The organism is Streptomyces sp. NPDC004721 (assembly GCF_053601495.1).
In genome coordinates this window covers 1-18,694 of sequence record NZ_JBSGBZ010000093.1, presented here as the reverse complement: position 1 = coordinate 18,694, position 18,694 = coordinate 1, and the positions used below count along the sequence as shown (strand labels likewise).

Below are 18,694 nucleotides of genomic sequence, written 5' to 3'. Positions count from 1 at the left end.
GGGTGGCGGTCTCCCAGGACGGACGCCGGGCCTACACGGCCAACTCCGGCTCGGCCTCGGTGTCGGTGATCAAGTTCTAGCCTCCCCTTTTCACTTGGGGCGGCGGAGTCAAGTGGGTCGCGGTGGGCCGACGGTTTTCGGCTGTTGGTCGCCGGGTGGGCATGGCTGCGGCCCGACGCCGGGGTCACCGCCCCCGCCCCACCGCACTCCCCACCTCCAGGCCGACCAGGGAAAACATAGTGGTTGACAGTGGTCCGGCTGCAGCACCAAGTTGTAGTACCAAACCGACAAACCAGGAGTAACCCACCCCAAGTCAAGGGGGATCATCATGGTGACAAGCGCCTGGAAACGCATCCGACACCTCGTCGGTGCGTTCTGTGTTGCTGCACTGCTCGCCGGAACGGTGGGCGTGACGAGTGCTGAGGCAATGCCTCAGACAACGAAGGCCACGGCGGAAGCGCCGAGCGCGGACTGCGCGGGCCCCGAGAACCCGCCGGGCTGTGTGTGAGGCAAGGCTGGGGCAGGTGTCGCCCACTGCGCGGTGTCCGTCTTGAAAACCGTTGCGCAGAGTGTTGTCGGCGTACAACCTCATCTGTCCACCCACGTACGAGCTGACCTCGATCTTCCATGACGGTCCGCCGACGGAGTCGGTGGACCGTTTCGCTTTCTGTGGCTGATGGCGGGCATGTCGGGGACCCGAGTGACACGTCGGGTGGGCGCCGGGTTCCACTGCTCCGGGCGGGGTGGTGCTGCTCGCAGGGACGGAAAGCTGCCGTGTCAGCCGGGGTTCGGCAGGAGAACAAGCCGTTCGAGGACGCCGGTGATCTCATCTTGTCCAGGGCCAGTGGCGGGCAAGGCGGAGGATGCGGCGCCGGCCGGTGGTGACGAGCTGGGCGGCTGCGGAGAACAGGCGGAACCGCAGCCTTCGGGGTTCCCAGAGCCGGGCCTTGCCGGTCAGGGCGAGCATGGGCATCCAGGCCAGCAGGCCGAGAGCGATCTGGACGATCTCCAGCCAGACCTTGTTCTGCGCGGTGTGGCGCAGGGGCAGGTTGCGCAGGCCGGTGGACCGGGCGCCCGGATCCGGTCCTCCGCCCGGGCCCGCAGCCGGTGACCGAGCTCGAGCTCGGCGATCGGCCGGTCAGGGGGTGTTGGTCGCGAAGCACGTGATCCGCATGCCGGCCTTGTCCGTGATCCTCAACTGGGCCCCGGGATACGGTCGTTCCTTGCGGACGATCAGCCGTATGCCGTTGGGCCAGCCGTCCGGCAGCTTGCCCGTGCGGCTCCAGGTCCCCATCGACCAGGTCCAGATCATCAACCCGTCGACGGCCGAGGGCGACCTCACCTTCCCGGGACGAGCGGCCCTTTTGCTGTGGATGCCCGGCAAAGGGTGCCTTGCCGCCGGGTCCTCTACTCGAAAGACCGCGCCCGCGCGCCGAGCCGGGCGCGAGGACAGGCGCGAGTCGCTGTATGGGGGCTCAGCGGCCGGTTCCCGGGTCGCACTGGTAGAGCCGGGGCAGTTCGCGGCTCGTGCCGCCGTACGCCGCCGGCGGCACCGGCGTGCAGTGTGTGGTGACCCAGTGGGTGATCGCCGTCGTGGGCGCGGCCGTGCCGGCGTTCGGCGCGGTCGCGCCGTGCCGGGTGCTTCCCCCGTGCTCACCGGCTGCCCGCTGCCACACCGCCGCGTGCGTGCGTCGGAGGGCGACGTAGTGCAGTTCGCCGGAGTCGACAAGTCGGCGCAGTGCGTCGGGGGCGGGGTAGGGGACCTGTCCGGTGAAGCCGCCCATGGGCAGCATCGACGCGTTGGCCCCGATGACATAAGGCGCGGCATCGGACCAGTCCGGCATGGCCGCGAGGTACTTCGCGCCGTCCCGGTGCGCCGTCAGGTAGGCCAGGAGCCGTGCGCGCGGCGGCGTGAGCCGGTTCGGTCCGCCGCCCCCCGGTCGGCTGGCGGGTCCCACCCTGCCCATGCCGCCGGGCTGGTTGTAGCGCGGGGACAGCGCCGAGGCCGACCACACCGCGGGTATCAGGAGCACCGCGGCGAGAGCGGCCGACAGGCCGGCCACGGCGATCCGCGGACGGCGGGCCGCGCCGGCGCGGCCCGCGCCGACGAGTATCAGGGCCAGAGCGCACAGGGCGAGGGCGGCGGGAGCCAGCCAGCCGAAGAAACGGGGGTAACGCAGCGTCAGAGCCGCGGTCCACAGGACGTTCGCGGTGGTCACCGCCGGGAGCGCCCAGGCGCGACGGCCACCGGCCCGGTACGCCCTCCAGGCCCGCACCAGCCCGCTACCGCTGAGCGCCGCCAGGGCCACGGCGACGACGCCCATGTAGTACGTGTGGCCGGTGACGCTACCGAAACTGAACGCGGCGAAGAAGGTGGCCAGCCACACGCCCCACATCAAAGACCCGGCGAGCGCCGGATCGGTGCGGGAGACACGGCGGCGGCGCGCGGCGGCGAGGCCCCACACGAGGTCGCACGCGGCCAGCGGGTATAGCCAGCCCGTCTGCGTGGCCAGTCCCGGACTGAACATCTTCAGCACGCTGTTGCCCATGCTCGGGCTCCGGTGGTGGACGGCCCGCCGTGCGGCGTGTCCGGTGCCGCCCTCGTCGTGCGTGGAGGTGCCGTGTTTCGAGCCGGCGTCGGCGGCCGCGGCGTCCGGGCCCGTCTCGCCGGCGACGACGCTGCCCGTGTGAGCCGCGTCCATGCCCAGCGAGGTGAACCGGGTCAGGAAGTTGTAGCCCACGACCATACCCACGGCCGAGTTGTTCGTGGTGCCGTCTATGTAGGGGCGGGACTGCGCGGGGACGGCTGTCGCCACGGCCACCCAGGACGCCGACACCGCCACGGCGGCCGCGCCGGCCACGGCGACATGGCCGATCCTGCGCCGCAGGGTGGTGGGAGCAGCCACCAGATAGGTGACAGCCAACGCCGGCAGTACCGCCCAGGCCTCCAGCATCTTGCACTGGAATGCCGCCCCGACCCAGATGCCGGCCAGGAGCAGAGTGCGCAGCCGGGGCCGCTGGACGGCCCGCCAGGTGGCCTCGGCGGCCAGGAGCAGCAGCAGGACGAACGGCGCGTCCTCCACGATCGACCGGCCCAGCCCCACGGCCACCGGGGTGAACGTCACGAACGCCGCGGCCAGCAGTCCCGCCGGGACCCCGGCCCAGCGGCGCACCAGGAGGTGCAGGAGGAGGACGCAGGCCACGCCCTCGATCGCCTGGGGCAGGACCAGCGCCCAGGGGTGGAAGCCGAAGACCAGGGCCGACAGGGCCTGCGGCCACAGGAAGCCGGGCTCCTTGTCGAGGGTGATGGAGTTGCCCGGGTCGAACGAGCCGAAGAAGAACGCCACCGGGTTGTCGGTCATGCTGCGCACGGCGGCGGCGTAAAACGTGTGGTAGACGCTGTGGTCGATGCCCCACGTGTAGAGGACCGCCGCGGTCGCCGCGATGGACAGCAGCACCGGGAGTTCGTAGGGCGGTCGTGGTGTCTGCGGGCTCTGGGGAGCCGGCCCTGCGTCGTACGGGCGGGCTGTGGCGGTCGAGGCCGCCGTACTCGTCGCCGGCGTCGCGTCGCGTGCCGCGGTCTGCTCGGAATGAGCGCTGCGCATAGGTGGGCCTTCCTGGACTCCTGCTGTCTTCTCTCCGTCGCGTCGGCCACCTTGCGCGGCGCGTGCGACCGAATGATCCGACTACGAAGAAGTAGGCGTCCCGGGGCCGTGTTGCATGAGACGTACAGGACGTTGGTAAGAGCCTGCTCTTTTCAAAATGGCGCGTGGCCCAAAGGTGGCGCAGGAATGACTGGGCCATTGCGGGCGGGGGTGACAGGCATCCGGTCCGTCTGACGGTGGCGGACCAGGCGCCAAGGCTCCGAAACTGGTGAACAGCCTCAAGGGCGTCTGAGCGCGCGTCCTGCGCTGGGACTTCACCGGCCGCGTGAACCAGGCAATCATGCATGGACACTTCTGGTCCCCGTCGTACTTCGCAGCATCGTGCGGCGGCGCACCACTGTCGATCATCCGGCAGTCCATCGAACAGCAGAAACGCCCGGCCTGACGGCCGGGCGTGCTTCGAGGATGCGGTGACCCCGCCCTGAAGGGACGGGGCTTGCGCGCAAGGTCACCGGTCACCCGTGCCGGCGCAGGTCGTGGAAGAAGGCCTCGATCACGTTGAGCTCTCCGGAGCGGGCCGTCTGGTCGTAGGCGTATTTGCCGACGGCGAGACTGACGGCGGCCGCCTGTGTGAGCACCGCCGGGCCGCCGGTACGGCCGTTGTCGCCGGTGCCGTTCGGGGGCGTACCGCCCGTCTTGTCATTGCCCTGCTGGCCGCCGGAGAAGCCGCGGCCTCCGCCGTTGCCCTTGCCGCCGAAGACCCGGCCGAGGCCGTTGTAGCCCGTGATCAGGTCTCAGGCGGTGCCGTCCGTGGAGCCGCCGATGTACGGCAGTTCCGAGGCGGCACCAGTGGACGCGGCCGCCGTCCACCAGAAGCTGGAGATCGCCAGGGCCACGCCCGCGAGCACCAGGTTCATGATCCGCTTCACGAGCTTCGGTCTGGCCGCATACAGGTAGTGGTAGACCGCGAAGTCGCCGGTGCGGAGGGCGGGGTCGCGGTGACCGTCCGGCTGGTCTACGGGGCCGGCGCCTCAAGGGGCCCGTCCCAGGGGCGGCAGGGCTGTCACGGGGCTGGGCACCGGGCCGGCCTGGGCGGGACGCGGACTCATATCAAGATCACTCGCGGGTGTCAAGTCACGGTATTCAGTGGCGTGACGACGCATGGCCCGTTCGGGCTTACTCGAAACACGACCTCACCGATCCGGAGCGAGGCTCATCCACCGAAAGAAGGACACGTCATGTTTCGAACGCGTAAGAGGATCGCCAAGGTCGCGGCCATCACCGTAGCCGCCGCAGGGGCGCTCCTGGGCGGCGGCGCCGCCGCCCAGGCCGCACCCGCCACGACGCACGCCACCACCGTGGCAAGCGTCAGCAGTTGGGGCGGCTGGGGCGACGACAGCGACTGTTGGGGTCACCACGGAGGCTGGGGTGGCTGGGGTCACGATGGAGGCTGGGGTCACCATGGAGGCTGGGGTGGCTGGGGTGGCTGGGGTGGCTGGGGGTAGCCGACCCGGGGCAGGCGGCACCGACGCTGCCCTGACTCCCGCGGCACCCCGAGGCGGCGCCTGACCGGCCACGAGGAGCCCCCGGTCAGATCACCAGGGCCCGGGCGTGGGTGCGGCAGACACACCTCAGGTGTGAGATCGCCGCACCCGCGCGCCCGGTGCCGGGCACGGGCCCAGCCCCTTCTGTGCCCTCGGGCGCGCACCGGCCCACGGGCGCCAAGACCCAGCCCACCGAGTCAACCCAGAGACTCAACCCAGGGAAGAGGAACCCATGCGACCACTACTCCAGGGACCCGACCGGCAGGGGACGCCTGCCGGGACCGCCCTTCCGCCGCTGAGCGGCCCCAACCCGACACCGACCGCGCACCAGGGTGCCGCAGCCGCGATGCGGCCGCCCGGCCGTGCAGCCGAAACGGGACACGCCATGAAGACCGTGTGCGTCGGCGGTGGACCGGGCGCGTTGTACTTCGCGATCGCGGCCAAGCGCCGCGATGCCGGCCATGACATCACCGTCATCGAACGCGACCCGCCGGGGGCCACCTACGGCTGGGGCGTGGGGTATGGGGACGACCTGCTCGACCACCTCTACCGCAACGACCCCGACAGCGCCCAGGCAGTGCGTGCGGCCTCGGCCCTGTGGCAAGACCAGGAGGTCCGCCGCGGGGAACAGACCGCGTATCTGGGCCGGTACGGCTACAGCATCGCCCGCGCCGCCCTGCTCGACATCCTCACCCGACGCGCGACCGAGCTGGGGGTGGATGTCCAGCACCACCGCAAGGTCGACGACCTGGCCGCGCTCGCCGACGCCGACTTGATCGTCGCCTGCGACGGGGCCAACAGCCGGGTGCGCCAGTTGCACGGCGACCACTTCGGCACCCGCCTGGAAGTCGGCCGCAACCCCTACATATGGCTGGGCACCGACAAGGTGTTCCCCCGCTTCACCTTCGCCTTCGAACCGACCCCGGCCGGGTGGATCTGGTTTTACGCCTACCCCTCGAGCGCGGAAATCAGCACCTGCGTCGTCGAGTGCGCCCCAGAGACCTGGCGGGGGCTGGGGCTCGATACGCTCGACACCGCCGACGGTGTGCGGTTGTTGGAACAGATCTTCGCCTCCGCTCTGGACGGTCACGCGCTGCTTGGCCAGTCCCGGGGGGAACCGGCACGCTGGCAGCACTTCACCGAGGTACGCAACGCCACCTGGTGCCACGACAACGTGGTGCTGCTGGGGGATGCCGCCCACACCACCCACTACACCCTGGGCTCGGGCACCCGGCTGGCGCTGCTGGATGCGATCGAACTCGCGCACAGCCTGTATACGGAGGCAGAGCTGCCTGCCGCTTTGCAGACCTACGACAAGCGCCGCCGGGCCGCGCTCCATCCCGTGCAGGCCGCGGCCCGCACGAGCATGGCCTGGTTCGAGCATCTCGACCATCACCTTGAGCAGGATCTGGTGGACTTCGCCTACGCGATGTCGGTACGGCAGGGGTCCCAGGCGCCGTGGCACTACCAGCTGCACAGGGCCACCCAGGTCCCGGTGCTGCGCCGGGTACGACGGGAAGCCGGCAGGGGCCTGCGGAGGTATCTGGCGCTGCGGCGCGGGGAGACGACCCTCGGCACGGGCAGCGCCACCAGGAGGGCCACGACCACGGCGGCCCTAGCGGCACCGGCGGCACCGGCGGGGCACCAGCAGTGACGGCACCGGACAGGGCAGCCCCGGCAACCTGGACCACCGAACTTGCCGAGCCGTGATTCCTCATTCCCCCTGGTGATTTTTCGGCCGGGCCGACTCGATGCAGAACCCCGACGGACACGAACCGCACCGCAGTGCTTTTCCTCATCTCTCGCGATGCGGCCGCCCCGGCACACGACGAAAATTCACCAACCCGTGTGCCGGGCCGAAAACCCTGCACCCCGGAAAGAAAAAACCCATGAGCACTCACCCATGCACACATCACCCGGTGCCCGCGGCGGCCGCACCTGCCCAGGGCTTGCCACCGGGACAGCCCAGGCCGGCACGCCGTTCCCGGTCCTTGTACACCGCCCTCGCTGCCACCGCCGTCGTCTTGACCCTGGCCCCCGCAACGGCACTAGCCGCGCCCCCCTCCGGGGGGCTTGCCCCCTCCGTAGGGTCCCGGCCCGGTCCGAGCGTTGCGACGATCGGGGCGCTGCCTGGCTCCTCCCGGGCCGACGTGCCCAGTCCCGGCGCGATCGCGCGGGTGATGGCCACGACCGTCGAGACAGGTGACCCCTCGGAACATTTCGCGCCGTCCAGCGCCCCGGTCACGGTAGCGGACGGGTCCGGCGGTTATCTGACCGCGGTGATCGGCACCCGTTCTCCGAGCGTAGACGGGTACGGGCAACTGGTATTTTTCTGGCACGGCACGACGTTTGTCGGCTGGGACAGCAGCAGCGAAAGCCTGGCCATTCAAACCATCACTCCCGGAAAACCGGGTACCGTCCGAGTCACCTACGCCCATTACGGGCCCGATGATGGATTGTGCTGTCCCTCCCTGCCCGCGGTCACGATCGAACACCGGTGGAATGGGCACGGCTTCACCCCCTCAGGGATGCCGCCAAAACGCGGAGAGGAAGCGGCGGTGAGACTGGAGGCTACCTGAACGTTGACATCCTCCCCGCCTGAAGGACTCCGTTGGGGAATCCGCAAACCAGGCTGGGTGATCAGGCCGCCAGGTCGAGCGTGGCGAGGTGCGATGCGCGGGTCTTCCCCAGTGGTGTGCCGATGAGCCAGGCGTCCAGGCGGATGAGGTTGATCGCGGTGGCGGCCAGCACGTTGCCAAGGTGTGTCTTGGCCAGGCCGGTGTAGCGGGTGCGGCGGATCTCGGTGCGACGGACCGCTTGGGAGATGGTGCCCTCGACGCCTGCCCGGACGTCGTAACGGGCCTTCCATTCCTTGGTCTGCTGCTCGTGTCGACGCTGCCAGAGGACGTGCTGCTGCTCGCGGGGCAGCAGGGTCAGGGTGCGGCCCCACTTGCCGTTCGCGGCCGTGGTGCACCGGGAACGCAGCGGGCACGGATCGCAGTCCTGCAGCGCGAAGTGCACTCGGCTGATCGGAGTGCCGCCGGCTTTGCGCTGGTCGGACCAGCTTGCGCTGACCGCTCCCTGGGGACAGGTGACCTTCCTCGTGTCCCAGTCGACGGTGAAGGAGCTCTGGGCGAGGTGTTCACCCTCGTGGCGTTCATGGACCGTGTCCAGGCCGACAGGCCCAAGCAGGTCGATCCGGTGCTCGTCACGGGCGGTGACAATATGCGCGGCGGTGACATAGCCGGCATCCACGGCGTGCTCATCAGGTAGTAACTCCCGTGCAGCCAGACCCTGATGGACCATCTCGGTCACCTCGGTATCGCCGACGGTCGCGTCCGTGGTGGCCACATGGGTAATCACGTGCAAGGTGTCCTGATCGCAGACCTCGCTCAGATGGGTCTTGTAGCCGCACCGGCCCGAACCCCGTTTCAGTCCGTAGCGGGCATCGAGGTCGTAAGGCGAGGACAGCCGGCGTCTGGCCGGCGGGAGGTCCTTTGCCTCCCGCCAGCGCACCCCCTCACCCTCGCGGTGGTACTGCTCCACCCACGCCCGGCGCAGAACCTGAACAGCAGGGATCTCCCGAAGCCAGCCCGGCTCGCCGGACGCGAAGACTGCCTCCAAGATGGTGAAGCCGTCTCGACCGACCTGCTCGGCCCACTCGGTGCGGACGTTGTCGCGAGGATGTCCGGGTTGGTGTCCACGACAAACGAGGCCCAGTACCGGCCGACGGCATCCATCGTGACCGTGACGGACGTCGGGGTGGACGGCAGCGTGCGCGACCACCTCACCCGCAACTCGCCGACCCTGGCCACATACAGGCGCCCGTTCGACCGGAGGGCTGAACCCGTTCGCGGTGAGCCGGATCGACTGCCTTGAGTCCTTGCGGGACTTGAACCGGGGCGGGGCGGCCTTGGGGCCCTTGCGCTTGCCAGTGACCGAGGCGAAGAAGTTCCGGTACGCGGTGTGCAGATCCCACAGCGGCTGCACCAGCACCACGGAGGACACCTCACCCAGTCACGCCCGCTCATCGGTGCGCTTGGCAGCGGTGATGACCTGCTTTTGCAGGTCGGTGTCCTTGACGTACGGCAGCCGGGCCGCGTGGGCTTCCTGCCGGGCACGCAGCCCGTCGTTGAAGACCACACGAGCGCACCCGAACGCCCTCGCCAGCGCGGCGCGCTGACCGGGCCCGGGGTACACGCGGAGGTTGTACCTCAGCTGCACAGCCGTGATCGTAGCGTTTGGCCTACGACTACAAACAGTCGATCATCCAGCAGTACATCGAACAGCAGAAACGCCCGGCCTGACGACCGGGCGCGCTTCGAGGATGCGCTGACCCCGTCCTGAAGGGACGGGGCTTGCGCGCAAGGTCACCGGTCATCCGTGCCGGCTCAGGTCGTGGAAGAAGTCCTCGATCACGTTGAGCTCTCCGGAGCGGGCCGTCTGGTCGTAGACGTATTTGCCGACGGCGAGGTCGAGTACTCCGAGGCCGAACGGTGAGAAGACCACGGGCCGGCCGGTGGGGGGTGTTACTCGTCCGCTCATGACGTCGGCGAGTGTGCCGTGCAGGAAGCTGCGGTTGCCGATGAGCTGTTCGGCCAGGTGCGGGGAGGTGTCGGCTTTGAGGCAGTGTTCGACGTCGTCGACGATGTTGGTCGAGGCGAGGATGATCTCCGGCGCCAGGTCGCGCAGGGACACGTGCAGAACCAGTGGGTTGTGGTGGAACCAGGCCGGGTCGCTGACGTGTGGCTCGCCCGCGACGGTGGCGAACACGACGAGGTCGCTGGAGCGGACGAGGTCCTCGGGGCTGCCATGCGCGGTGATCCGTGCGGCGGTGTCGGTCTGTTGGAGGTGGTCGCGGAATCCGGCTGCGCTGCGGTGGGACAGGTCGTAGGCGCCGATCTCGTCGAAGGACCAGCCCACGGCGGTCAGGAAGGTGTGGATGTAGCGGGCGATCAGGCCCGTACCGAAGAACCCGATGCGGGTGGGGCGTTGCCGGTTGCGGGTGAGGCGGTCGGCGGCCAGTGCCGCGGATGCGGCGGTCCGGGTGGCGCTGATGATGGAGCTTTCCAGACAGGCGAAGGGGTAGCCGGTGTCGTGATCGTTGAGGATCAGGACGGCGGACGCCCTGGGGATGCCGGCCTGGACGTTGCCGGGGAAGCTGGAGATCCATTTGAGGCCGTCGACCTGCGCCTGTCCGCCGATCGAGGCGGGCAGCGCGATGATCCGGGAGGTGGGCCGGTCCGGGAAGCGCAGGAAGTAGGAGGGAGGATTGACCGACTCCCCCGCGGCGTGCAGCCGGTAGGTGGCCTCGATGAGGTCCACGATCTGCGCTTCCCTGCCCTGCAGGGCGTGCTGGACCTGGGCGCCGGAGATCACTGCGAACGGGGGCACGGTGTGCGGCTGGGACATGACGGGCTCCATTGCCGTGGAGGGGACGGTGGTCATGGGGTGTTCATCTCGCCGGTCGGCGGGCATGGGAGCGGGCTCAGCGGCTCGGCCATGGCGACAAGCACCTCGCGTGGTCCTTGGAAGGCCTCCCTGCTGTGTGCGGTGCGCACGTTGTCGAGGAGCATGAGGTCGCCGGCCTGCCACGGTTCGCGGGCGGTGTGGGCGGCGTAGGTGTCGTTGAGGAGCTGGATGATGTCCGGGCCGATGGTGTCGCCGCCCCCGAAGCGGGTGTTGAACGGCAGCGAGTCGGCGCCGTGGACGTCGATGAGGTAGTCGCGGATCTCGGGGTCGATCGTCCATTCGTTGAGGAAGGCGATCTGGTTGAACCAGCAGCGGCGGCCGGTGACCGGGTGGGCCGTCACGGCGGGGCGGCGCTGGCGGGTGCGCAGGCTGCCGTCGGGTTGCCAGTCGAATTCGATACCGGCTGTGCGGCAGTAGTCCTCGATGGCCCTGCGGTCGTCGGTGCCGAAGGCCTCGCTGTAGGGGGCGCCGATCTCGTCGTTGTAGGTGCGGGAGAGGAGCCAGCCTTCTTGTTCGAAGCGGTGGACGAGATCGGTGGGCAGTGCCTGAAGGACGGTGGCGGCGTCGGCGATGGCGGTGGCTCCGCCGGTCGTGGGTGCGCTCAGGCACGCGAACAGCATGAGGCCGGGGGGCTGGAGTGTGTAGCTGAGTTCGTGGTGCATGCACATCGGCTGGTTCGGCGGCCATGCGGAGGAGGAGTACACGCCCGGGGTGTAGGTCCGGCGGGGGGCGAAGGATTCCTTGTCGGTCATCAGGGCCGGGGCCAGGCGGTGGAGGGCGTCGCCGGCCTGCTCCGCGTCGCGCAGGCGCAGGCCGCGGATGAGGAGCGCGCCGTGTTCGGTGACCAGGGTGCGCAGTGCGCGGTGGTGTTCCGCTGCCCAGGCGGGTGCGTCATCAGCGGTGTCCACGTGCAGGATCGGGGGTTTGCCGGGATTCACTTCCACGGTGAGGAGGGGAGACACGGGGGTCGGGTATGGCATGGTGCTGTTCCTTTCGATGCGGTTCAAACAGAGGTCACTGGCGCGGTTGCGTGGCGCTCGCGCCGGTGGTCGACCAGGGCGGCGAGGTCGGTGAGGACCGGGTGTGCGATGACGTCTTTGGGGGCCACGGCGCGGCCCAGGGCCACGGCGAGTTTCACCGCCGAGAGGGAGGTGCCGCCGCGGTCGAAGAAGTGGTCGCGGCGTCCGATGTGGTCTGGGGGCACGCCGAGGACGTGTCCCCAGGCGGCCGCCAGCCGCTGCTCGGTCGGTGTGGCCGGTGCCTCGTGATCGTCCTCGCTGGTGGCCAGTTGAGTGGCGAGCGCCGTCAGCGCCTTCTTGTCGATCTTGCTGTTGGCGGTCAGCGGCAGGCTCGCGCGCCAGTGGAAGGCCGCCGGGATCATGTAGGTGGGCAGGGAGGCGGCCAGCAGGTCGTTGAGGGTCTTGGGGTCGACGGGCTTGACGGCGCAGTAGAAGGCGACCAGATGTTTGCTCTGATCGGCGCGTTCGGCCACCACCACGGCGCCGTCGCGGATGCCGGGGAGACAGAGGAGCCCGTTCTCGATCTCGCCGATCTCGATCCGGAACCCGCGGATCTTGACCTGGGCGTCGCGGCGGCCGAGGAACTCCAGTTTCCCCGAAGGATGCCAGCGCCCGTAGTCGCCGCCGAGATAGAGCCGTGTGCCGGCGCGTTGCGGATCGGCCAGGTAGGCCGCTCGTGTGCGTTCGGGATCATTGATGTATCCACGGCCGACACAGACCCCGGAGAACGCGATCACGCCCGGGGCGCCCAGTGGCACGGGTGCGAGGTGTTCGTCAACGACGTAGATATGCACGTTGTTGACCGGGCGGCCGAGCAGGATGCGTTCCGGTGCCCGGTGCATGACGTCGTGATTGGTGTCGTCCGAGGTCTCGGTGAGCCCGTAGGCGTTGACCAGCGCGATGTTGGGCTGAGCGGTGAACCAGCGCTCGGCGGTCTCCTTCTTCAGTGCCTCCCCTGTGACCGACAGGTACCGCAGGTCGGGCAGCGCCCGGGGGCGCTGTTCGAGCTCGGTCAGGACGGCTTCCAGGTAGGAGGGCACGAGCTGCACGACGGTGGCCCTGCCGTCGGTGACGGTGTCGAGGAATCGGGAGACGTCGAGGACGGCGTCCTGTTCAACCAGCAGGGTTCGCCCACCGGTCAGCAGGGCGCACAGCAGCTGCCACAGGGAGATGTCGAAGCACTGCGGCGCGGTCTGGGCGACCACCTGCCCCTCGCCGATGCGGAGGTCGTCGATCTTGGCGTAGAGGTGGTTGAGCAGGCCGGCGTGTTCGCACATGGCGCCTTTCGGCTCACCGGTCGAGCCGGAGGTGAAGTAGATGTATGCCAGTTGGCCGGGCGTGACGTGGATGCCGGGATCGTCGTCTGCGTGGGTTTCTTCGCAGGCCGCCTCGACGAAGAGCCTCTCGGTGCCGGGCCGGGACTCGAGTGCCTGGTCGAGGGTGGTGGTGCTGCCGGGTTCGGTCAGCACCAGGGTGCAGCCGGCGCGGGAGAGGATGGCAGCGATGCGTTCGGCCGGGAAGTGCGGCTCGATGGGGAGGTAGGCGCCTCCGGATTTGAAGACCGCGAGGACGGCGGCGAGCCAGTCCAGGTTACGTCCGGTCACCACCGCGACGGCGTCCTCGGGGGCGAGCTGGCGGCCTGCGAGGGCGCGGGCCAGCCGGTTTGCCCGGGCGTTGAGTTCCGCATAGGTCCACTGCCGGCCGGCGTGAACGGCGGCGATGGCATCCGGGTGCATCCGCACCCGGTCCTCGAACAGTTCATGCACCCTCGCGCTCGGCAACTGCCTTTTCGGTCCGGCCAGTTCATCGAGCTGGAAGCGCAGTTCCTCATCGGACAGCAGGCTCTGGCGCGCGTGTTCCGCGTCGGGGTCGGCGGTGATCAGCGCAAGCGCCCTCACGTGATAGCCGGCGATGCGGGCGGCGCTGCCGGCGTCGAGGGTGTCGGTGCGGTAACGCAGTCGCAGCACGAGCCGGCCGTTGTGGGGCCGGATGCCCACCCGCAGCGCCGTGTCCCCGGTGAGGTCCCCGTCGGTCGTGGTGGGATCGAGAACGGTCTCGAACAGCGGCCCGGTCAGGCCCAGTTCGCGCTGGAGATGGTCGATGTCGAAGGCCGGAACATCCTGGTGCGTCAGCAGTTCAGCGGCCGCCTGGTGGGTGGTGTGCAGCAGTTGCTTCCATGAGGCGGGTGCGGTGGTGAGCCGGCAGGGCAGCAGGTTGCCGGCGTGGGTGACGTAGCCGGTGGTGATCTGCTGCTCGGCGGACAGCGCCGCGAGCACCTTGGCGTGCGCCGCCAGCACAAGCGAGTCCAGCGGTATCGCCAGTTCGTCGGCCAGCCGGCACAGCCCGGTGACGATGCCTTCGGGGACGTGTGTATCGTACTGGCTCACGCCGGGCACCGGATAAAGGGTCCAGCGTGGGACGGGGGTGAATCCGCCCCTTGTCAGTACGCCGCGCCAGTACTCCAGGCCGTTTCGGGTGGGGTTGGGGTGTGTTGCCATCGGTTCGTTTCCTGTCCTTGTGGCGGGTGTCGCGGTGTCAGTTGCCAGGGGCTCGGGCGGTGTGAGCGGCGCCGGCTCCCGGGCGGTCCTCAAGGGGGATTTCGCCTCCCGGCATGTCCTGGGCCGGGTTGCCCGCCCACTGGGCGTGCGGGGGGATTTCCTCGCCCTTCATGAGGAAGGAGTCAGGGGCAAGCACGGCACCGTCGCCGATCGTCACGCCGTAGTGGACGAAGGCGCCGACCCCGAGGGTGCAACCGCTGCCGAGGGCGCTGCGCTCGGACTTGAAGGCGCCGTCCTCCTGCGAGTGGCACTGGATCACGGTCCCGGCGTTCAGCGTGCTGTCGTCGCCGATGGTGACGAGGGTGCGCTCCGGGAGGAAGCAGCCGTCGTCGAAGACCCGTTTGCCGATCCGGGCCCCCAAAAGCCGCCAGATGACGTTCTTGAAGGGGGTGCCGTTGAAGACCTGGAGGTAGTCGACCGACGCCATCTTCCAAAACCGTTCGTGGTGCCAGAAGCCGGGCTCGTAGATCGAGCAGTACAGCGGCCGCTGCGCCGTGAAGCCGGTGGAAGCCCGTTCGATCAGCGCGAAGTGGACGACGGTGTACGCGAAGGTGAGGACGGTGGCCAGGGCGATCGCCGCTGCACCGAGCCAGGGATAGAGGCTGGCCGCGCCCATGGTGACCAGGGTGATCACGAAGAGGTGGCTCCACCTCGCCAGCAGGTACAGGCCGGCGGTTGCGGCATTGTGCCTGTTCTTGGCGGCCAGGCGGCGGCGCAGCTCATCGCCCCTCTGCAGATGGCTGAACCTGTTGTCCCGCAGCACGGTGCGCGGTATCTCGAAGCTGGGTGAGCCCAGCAGGCCCACGCCTTCACGCACCGGGCCATCGATGGGGACCATCACTTTCGTGGCGAGCAGGCAGTTGTCACCGGTCTTGCCCTGTGAGGGGTAGGCGACGCGGTTCCCGAGGAAGTTGTGGGGCCCGATCGATGTGCGGGACACGCAAAAGGACGTGCTGGAGAAGTCGGCGTTCATGAGGGACAGACCGTCGGCGATCATGGTGCCGGTGCCGACAGAGCTCAGGTACGGGTTGTCGTGCTGTACCTCGGTGCCGAAGTTCGACCCGGTCTGCTCGATGCGGGACAGGTCGTATCCGAGGTAGCGCAGGTAGTGGACGATGCCGGAGCTGTCGCCGAAGAGCGTGGTGAAGAACTTCCTGTTGGTCATCAGCGCGATCACCCGCTGGATGCCGTAGTGGAAGCCGTACAACGGATAGACCTTGCCGGGCTTGATGGCCCCGTTGAGGACACGCGGCACAATGCCCAGGACCAGGAGGCCGGCCAGTGCCGAGCCGCAGAACAGTGTCAAGGAGATGATCAGGGCATCGGCGAAGAACGCCGGGCCGGCCACCGGCCGGGGGTTCACCAGCGGGTGAAGCAGCGGGACGCCGGCCAGCAGGGCGCTCGCGCCGCCCATCGTCAGCGGCAGCCACACCACGAGCAGACTCAGCAGTTGCAGAACACCGTATGCGGCCCTCTTGCGGGTGGGGCAGCCGGCCGGGCCGACCCTCTTGTAGTCCACGCCGGCCGGCTGCGCCGGCGAGCCGTGCCAGCGTTCGCCGGCGGGCACCACCTGGCCGCCGTGCAGGCAGGAGGCATGGCCCAGCTGGGCGCCGTCGCCCATCTCGGTTCCGATGTCGAGGACCGTGTGCTCGCTGATCAGCACATTCCTGCCGAGCGTGACCCGGCCGGTCTGGATCAGCCCGCCGTGCGCCCGGTAGCAGGACAGCAGCACATCCTTACGGATGACCGTACCGTCACCAACGGTGAGCAGGTCGGCACAGACCGGGCTCGTGCGGGTGAGGATCGTGACCCCGGTGCCGATCCGCGCGCCGAGCGCCCTGAGGTAGAGCACGTACAGCGGTGAGCCGACAAACAGCCGCAGGGGACTTGTACGGATCAAGGTCTTGACGACCCAGAAACGCAGATACTCCATGCCCCACACGGGGAACTCGCCTGCCCGCCAGCGGCCGATGAGTGCCCATTTCGCCACGACCGGGAAGGCACACAGCCCCAGGAAACCCCCACCGGCACACAGAACCGACCGCAGGTAGAGGTCGAACAGACCCGAGCCCGCACAGATCCACGCGTAGCCTGCGGCGGCGGCGAACGCGGAAAGCAGGCAATAGCCCAAAAAGAACAGGGCCTGCAGCATTCCGCAGGAGACGTACCGCACCGTGCCGGACCGAGCCCTTCCACCGGCCCGAGCCCTTCCACCGGCCGGGGCCCTTCCACCGGCCGGGGCGGGCGTGACCGGTGTGGGCGCCGGTGCCGGCGCCTTTACGAGCGGGTACGGGGACGGGACGGGAGCAGGCGCGGCGCCACAGAGCGCGACGGCCAGGCTCCGGATGGTGGGATACCGGTAGATGTCCTTCATCGACACCGCCGGCAGATCCTCCCGCTTCCTCACCCGCGCACAAAACCGCGCCATCACCAGGGAATCCGCGCCCAGGTCGTTGAAGAAGTGACTGTGCGGCGGCACCTCCCCCACACCTACGACGCCGGCCAGCACCTGGGCCAGACGCCTCTCCGTGCCGGCCGCCCCGTCGTCCCGGAAGGCCGAGTTGTCAGCCGGATCGGCCGCAATTGCGTCCGCCATTTTGTCTAGCACGAGAACTCCTCGAGGATGTTTCCCCGGTGTGTACGGATTCGTGACACCCGGCCCCTTCAGTAGGCCCGCCCGGAGAGTTCCTGTCCTGCCCCTGAATGTCGGGACTTGACATTCGAAGTCCGGTATTGACAATGAGCCGCTTTATGCTCGCCGCACTGCGGCCCCTTGGCCTCCGCGAACGTCGCGCCGCCCGCGACCGCGTCGCACGGCACGGCACGGCACGGCACGGCACGGCACCCGGTCAATCCACGGGTGGACCGCCCGGCCATTGCATCGCACGCCACCGTCCCGTACGACGCCTTACGGGCGGGGACTGCCGGGCAGGCCACAGGGCGCCAACCGATGGCGACCGGGCCCACGGGCGAATCGCCCCGCAACCGCATCGCATACCACCGCCCCGCACAGCGCTTCACAAGCGGGAACTGCCGGGCAGGACACAGAACGCCAACCGAAGACGACCGGGCCTGGAAAGCGGCCATCGATCCCGCCGCCCCGCAACAACCGGACCCCGCCGCGCCGTATATGCGCGCACAGGACGCGTGTCAAGCCCCGAATTTCGGTGGCATGACACCGCTGCCCCGATTCAGGCGCACTGGAGACATTCCGGCGAGTCACCACTCGCCACCGAATTTCCCCCCGTACGGCACCACGACAGACCGGCTACAGGAAGACCCCCTGCAGCCGCGAGGAGACGACATGCCCGTCATATCCGCCCCCCAGGCCTTCAACGAAGACGATCTCTACGTCGACCTTGAAAAAATCTTCGAGTACCCGCTGTTCCTCAAGTGCGAAGGATTCAATTTCGCCGGCTCGATCAAACTCAAGGCCGCCCTCGAAATGGTCGAGACCGCCGAACGCGACGGACTGCTGACACCCGACTCGGTCCTGGTCGAATCGTCCTCGGGCAACCTCGGCGTGGCCCTGAGCATGATCGCGGCCAACAAGGGATACCGGTTCGTGTGCGTGACCGACTCCCGCTGCAACCCGGCGACCAGGAAGATGATGGAGGCCCTGGGCAGCCAGGTCCACGTCATCACCGAACCCGACCCCGCCGGCGGGCTCCTCGGCGCACGCATCGAACACGTCCAGGCACTGTGCGCCCGCGACAAGCGCTACGTGTGGCTCAACCAGTACGTCAACCCCAGCAACAGCACGGCCCACTACCAACACACCGCCCCCGCCATCGCCCGGCAATTCCCCGACCTGGACGTACTGTTCATCGGGGCCGGCACCACCGGAACCCTGATGGGCTGCGCACGCTACTTCCGCACCTGGCACCGCCCCGTACACGTCGTAGCCATCGACACCACCGGCTCAGTCACCTTCGGAGGCACCCCCGGCCACCGCATGATCCCCGGACTGGGCACCAGCATCCGCCCCCCACTGCTCGACGACTCCTACATCGACGACGTCGTACACGTCGAAGAAACCGACACCATCCACGCCTGCCACCAACTGGCCAGGCACGGATTCCTCTTCGGAGGCTCCACCGGAACCGTCGTCAGCGGCGCAATGACCTGGCTCGCCCGACACGAAGAACGGGAACTGACCGCCGCGGCCATCGCCCCCGACCTTGGCGAACGCTACCTGGAAACCATCTACCAACCCACCTGGATACAGAACCTGTGCGGCGACAACATCCTCACCCCCCAGCCACCCACCACCACACCCCAGGCAGCCTGACCCCAACCCAGGACCACCGCGTGTCCGACGGCCGGCGGTAGCCGCCATCCACCCAGGCCATGCGCGGAGTGGGATTGCCAACTGCTCGCCTTCGAAGCCGTCTGGGCGTAAGAAGCCGTATCTCAACCGATCATGGAACGTGCGGGTCGAACAGGTTTCCCGACGGGGTGATCTTCCCGTTGTGCGCGCATGAAGACAGGGCCCC

At 68.9% G+C, this 18,694-nt stretch carries 13 protein-coding genes and 2 pseudogenes; 5 read left to right on the top strand and 10 right to left on the bottom strand.

Translation table 11 applies throughout. The features are described 5' to 3' along the window. Nucleotides 1-777 precede the first annotated feature (777 nt). Nucleotides 778-1,282: pseudogene (locus ACWEK3_RS39780) on the bottom strand (transposase); the annotation flags it as partial. A 193-nt stretch (nucleotides 1,283-1,475) separates the two neighbouring features. After that, complete coding sequence (locus ACWEK3_RS39775) at nucleotides 1,476-3,605, bottom strand: ArnT family glycosyltransferase (RefSeq protein ID WP_453251996.1); 2,130 nt, start codon at nucleotides 3,603-3,605, stop codon at nucleotides 1,476-1,478. 301 nt (nucleotides 3,606-3,906) lie between these two features. Between ACWEK3_RS39775 and ACWEK3_RS39770 the strand changes: the two genes are divergently transcribed. Then, nucleotides 3,907-4,050: a transposase gene (locus ACWEK3_RS39770; RefSeq protein WP_450547691.1), complete on the top strand. Its 144-nt coding sequence runs from the start codon at nucleotides 3,907-3,909 to the stop codon at nucleotides 4,048-4,050. A gap of 70 nt (nucleotides 4,051-4,120) precedes the next feature. Here the strand turns inward: ACWEK3_RS39770 and ACWEK3_RS39765 are convergent, their stop codons facing one another. Then, nucleotides 4,121-4,243 (bottom strand): hypothetical protein, encoded by a 123-nt coding sequence (locus ACWEK3_RS39765; protein WP_450547692.1) that lies wholly within the window; start codon nucleotides 4,241-4,243, stop codon nucleotides 4,121-4,123. 48 nt (nucleotides 4,244-4,291) lie between these two features. Then, nucleotides 4,292-4,576: pseudogene (locus ACWEK3_RS39760) on the bottom strand (hypothetical protein); the annotation flags it as partial. A gap of 267 nt (nucleotides 4,577-4,843) precedes the next feature. Between ACWEK3_RS39760 and ACWEK3_RS39755 the strand changes: the two are divergent. The 3 genes from ACWEK3_RS39755 (at nucleotide 4,844) to ACWEK3_RS39745 (ending at nucleotide 7,728) form a co-directional block, all read left to right on the top strand. Further along, nucleotides 4,844-5,110, top strand: a complete 267-nt coding sequence (locus ACWEK3_RS39755) for a hypothetical protein (RefSeq protein ID WP_453251995.1) — start codon at nucleotides 4,844-4,846, stop codon at nucleotides 5,108-5,110. Between the two features lie 424 nt (nucleotides 5,111-5,534). Beyond that, the gene (locus ACWEK3_RS39750; protein WP_453251994.1) at nucleotides 5,535-6,803 is read left to right on the top strand and encodes an FAD-dependent monooxygenase; all 1,269 of its coding nucleotides are present in this window, start codon (nucleotides 5,535-5,537) and stop codon (nucleotides 6,801-6,803) included. A 526-nt stretch (nucleotides 6,804-7,329) separates the two neighbouring features. Further along, nucleotides 7,330-7,728 carry an LppP/LprE family lipoprotein gene (locus ACWEK3_RS39745; RefSeq protein ID WP_453251993.1) on the top strand — a complete coding sequence of 133 codons (399 nt, stop codon included), beginning with the start codon at nucleotides 7,330-7,332 and terminating at the stop codon, nucleotides 7,726-7,728. A gap of 61 nt (nucleotides 7,729-7,789) precedes the next feature. Here the strand turns inward: ACWEK3_RS39745 and ACWEK3_RS39740 are convergent, their stop codons facing one another. From ACWEK3_RS39740 to ACWEK3_RS39715, 6 genes are all read right to left on the bottom strand, one after another. Then, nucleotides 7,790-8,665 carry a transposase gene (locus tag ACWEK3_RS39740; RefSeq protein ID WP_453251992.1) on the bottom strand — a complete coding sequence of 292 codons (876 nt, stop codon included), beginning with the start codon at nucleotides 8,663-8,665 and terminating at the stop codon, nucleotides 7,790-7,792. Between the two features lie 501 nt (nucleotides 8,666-9,166). Next, nucleotides 9,167-9,373, bottom strand: a complete 207-nt coding sequence (locus ACWEK3_RS39735; RefSeq protein ID WP_453251991.1) for a helix-turn-helix domain-containing protein — start codon at nucleotides 9,371-9,373, stop codon at nucleotides 9,167-9,169. A gap of 153 nt (nucleotides 9,374-9,526) precedes the next feature. Beyond that, nucleotides 9,527-10,597, bottom strand: a complete 1,071-nt coding sequence (sbnB, locus tag ACWEK3_RS39730; RefSeq protein WP_450545352.1) for a 2,3-diaminopropionate biosynthesis protein SbnB — start codon at nucleotides 10,595-10,597, stop codon at nucleotides 9,527-9,529. Continuing rightward, nucleotides 10,594-11,601 carry a TauD/TfdA family dioxygenase gene (locus tag ACWEK3_RS39725; protein ID WP_453251990.1) on the bottom strand — a complete coding sequence of 336 codons (1,008 nt, stop codon included), beginning with the start codon at nucleotides 11,599-11,601 and terminating at the stop codon, nucleotides 10,594-10,596. Before ACWEK3_RS39725 ends, sbnB begins: the two co-directional genes overlap by 4 nt. Before the next feature lie 23 nt (nucleotides 11,602-11,624). Beyond that, nucleotides 11,625-14,138: a non-ribosomal peptide synthetase gene (locus tag ACWEK3_RS39720; protein WP_453251989.1), complete on the bottom strand. Its 2,514-nt coding sequence runs from the start codon at nucleotides 14,136-14,138 to the stop codon at nucleotides 11,625-11,627. Between the two features lie 37 nt (nucleotides 14,139-14,175). Then, nucleotides 14,176-16,806 carry a Pls/PosA family non-ribosomal peptide synthetase gene (locus ACWEK3_RS39715; protein ID WP_453251988.1) on the bottom strand — a complete coding sequence of 877 codons (2,631 nt, stop codon included), beginning with the start codon at nucleotides 16,804-16,806 and terminating at the stop codon, nucleotides 14,176-14,178. A 696-nt stretch (nucleotides 16,807-17,502) separates the two neighbouring features. Here ACWEK3_RS39715 and sbnA point away from each other — a divergent pair. After that, nucleotides 17,503-18,489 (top strand): 2,3-diaminopropionate biosynthesis protein SbnA, encoded by a 987-nt coding sequence (gene sbnA / locus ACWEK3_RS39710; RefSeq protein WP_453251987.1) that lies wholly within the window; start codon nucleotides 17,503-17,505, stop codon nucleotides 18,487-18,489. The last annotated feature ends 205 nt before the right edge of the window (nucleotides 18,490-18,694 follow it).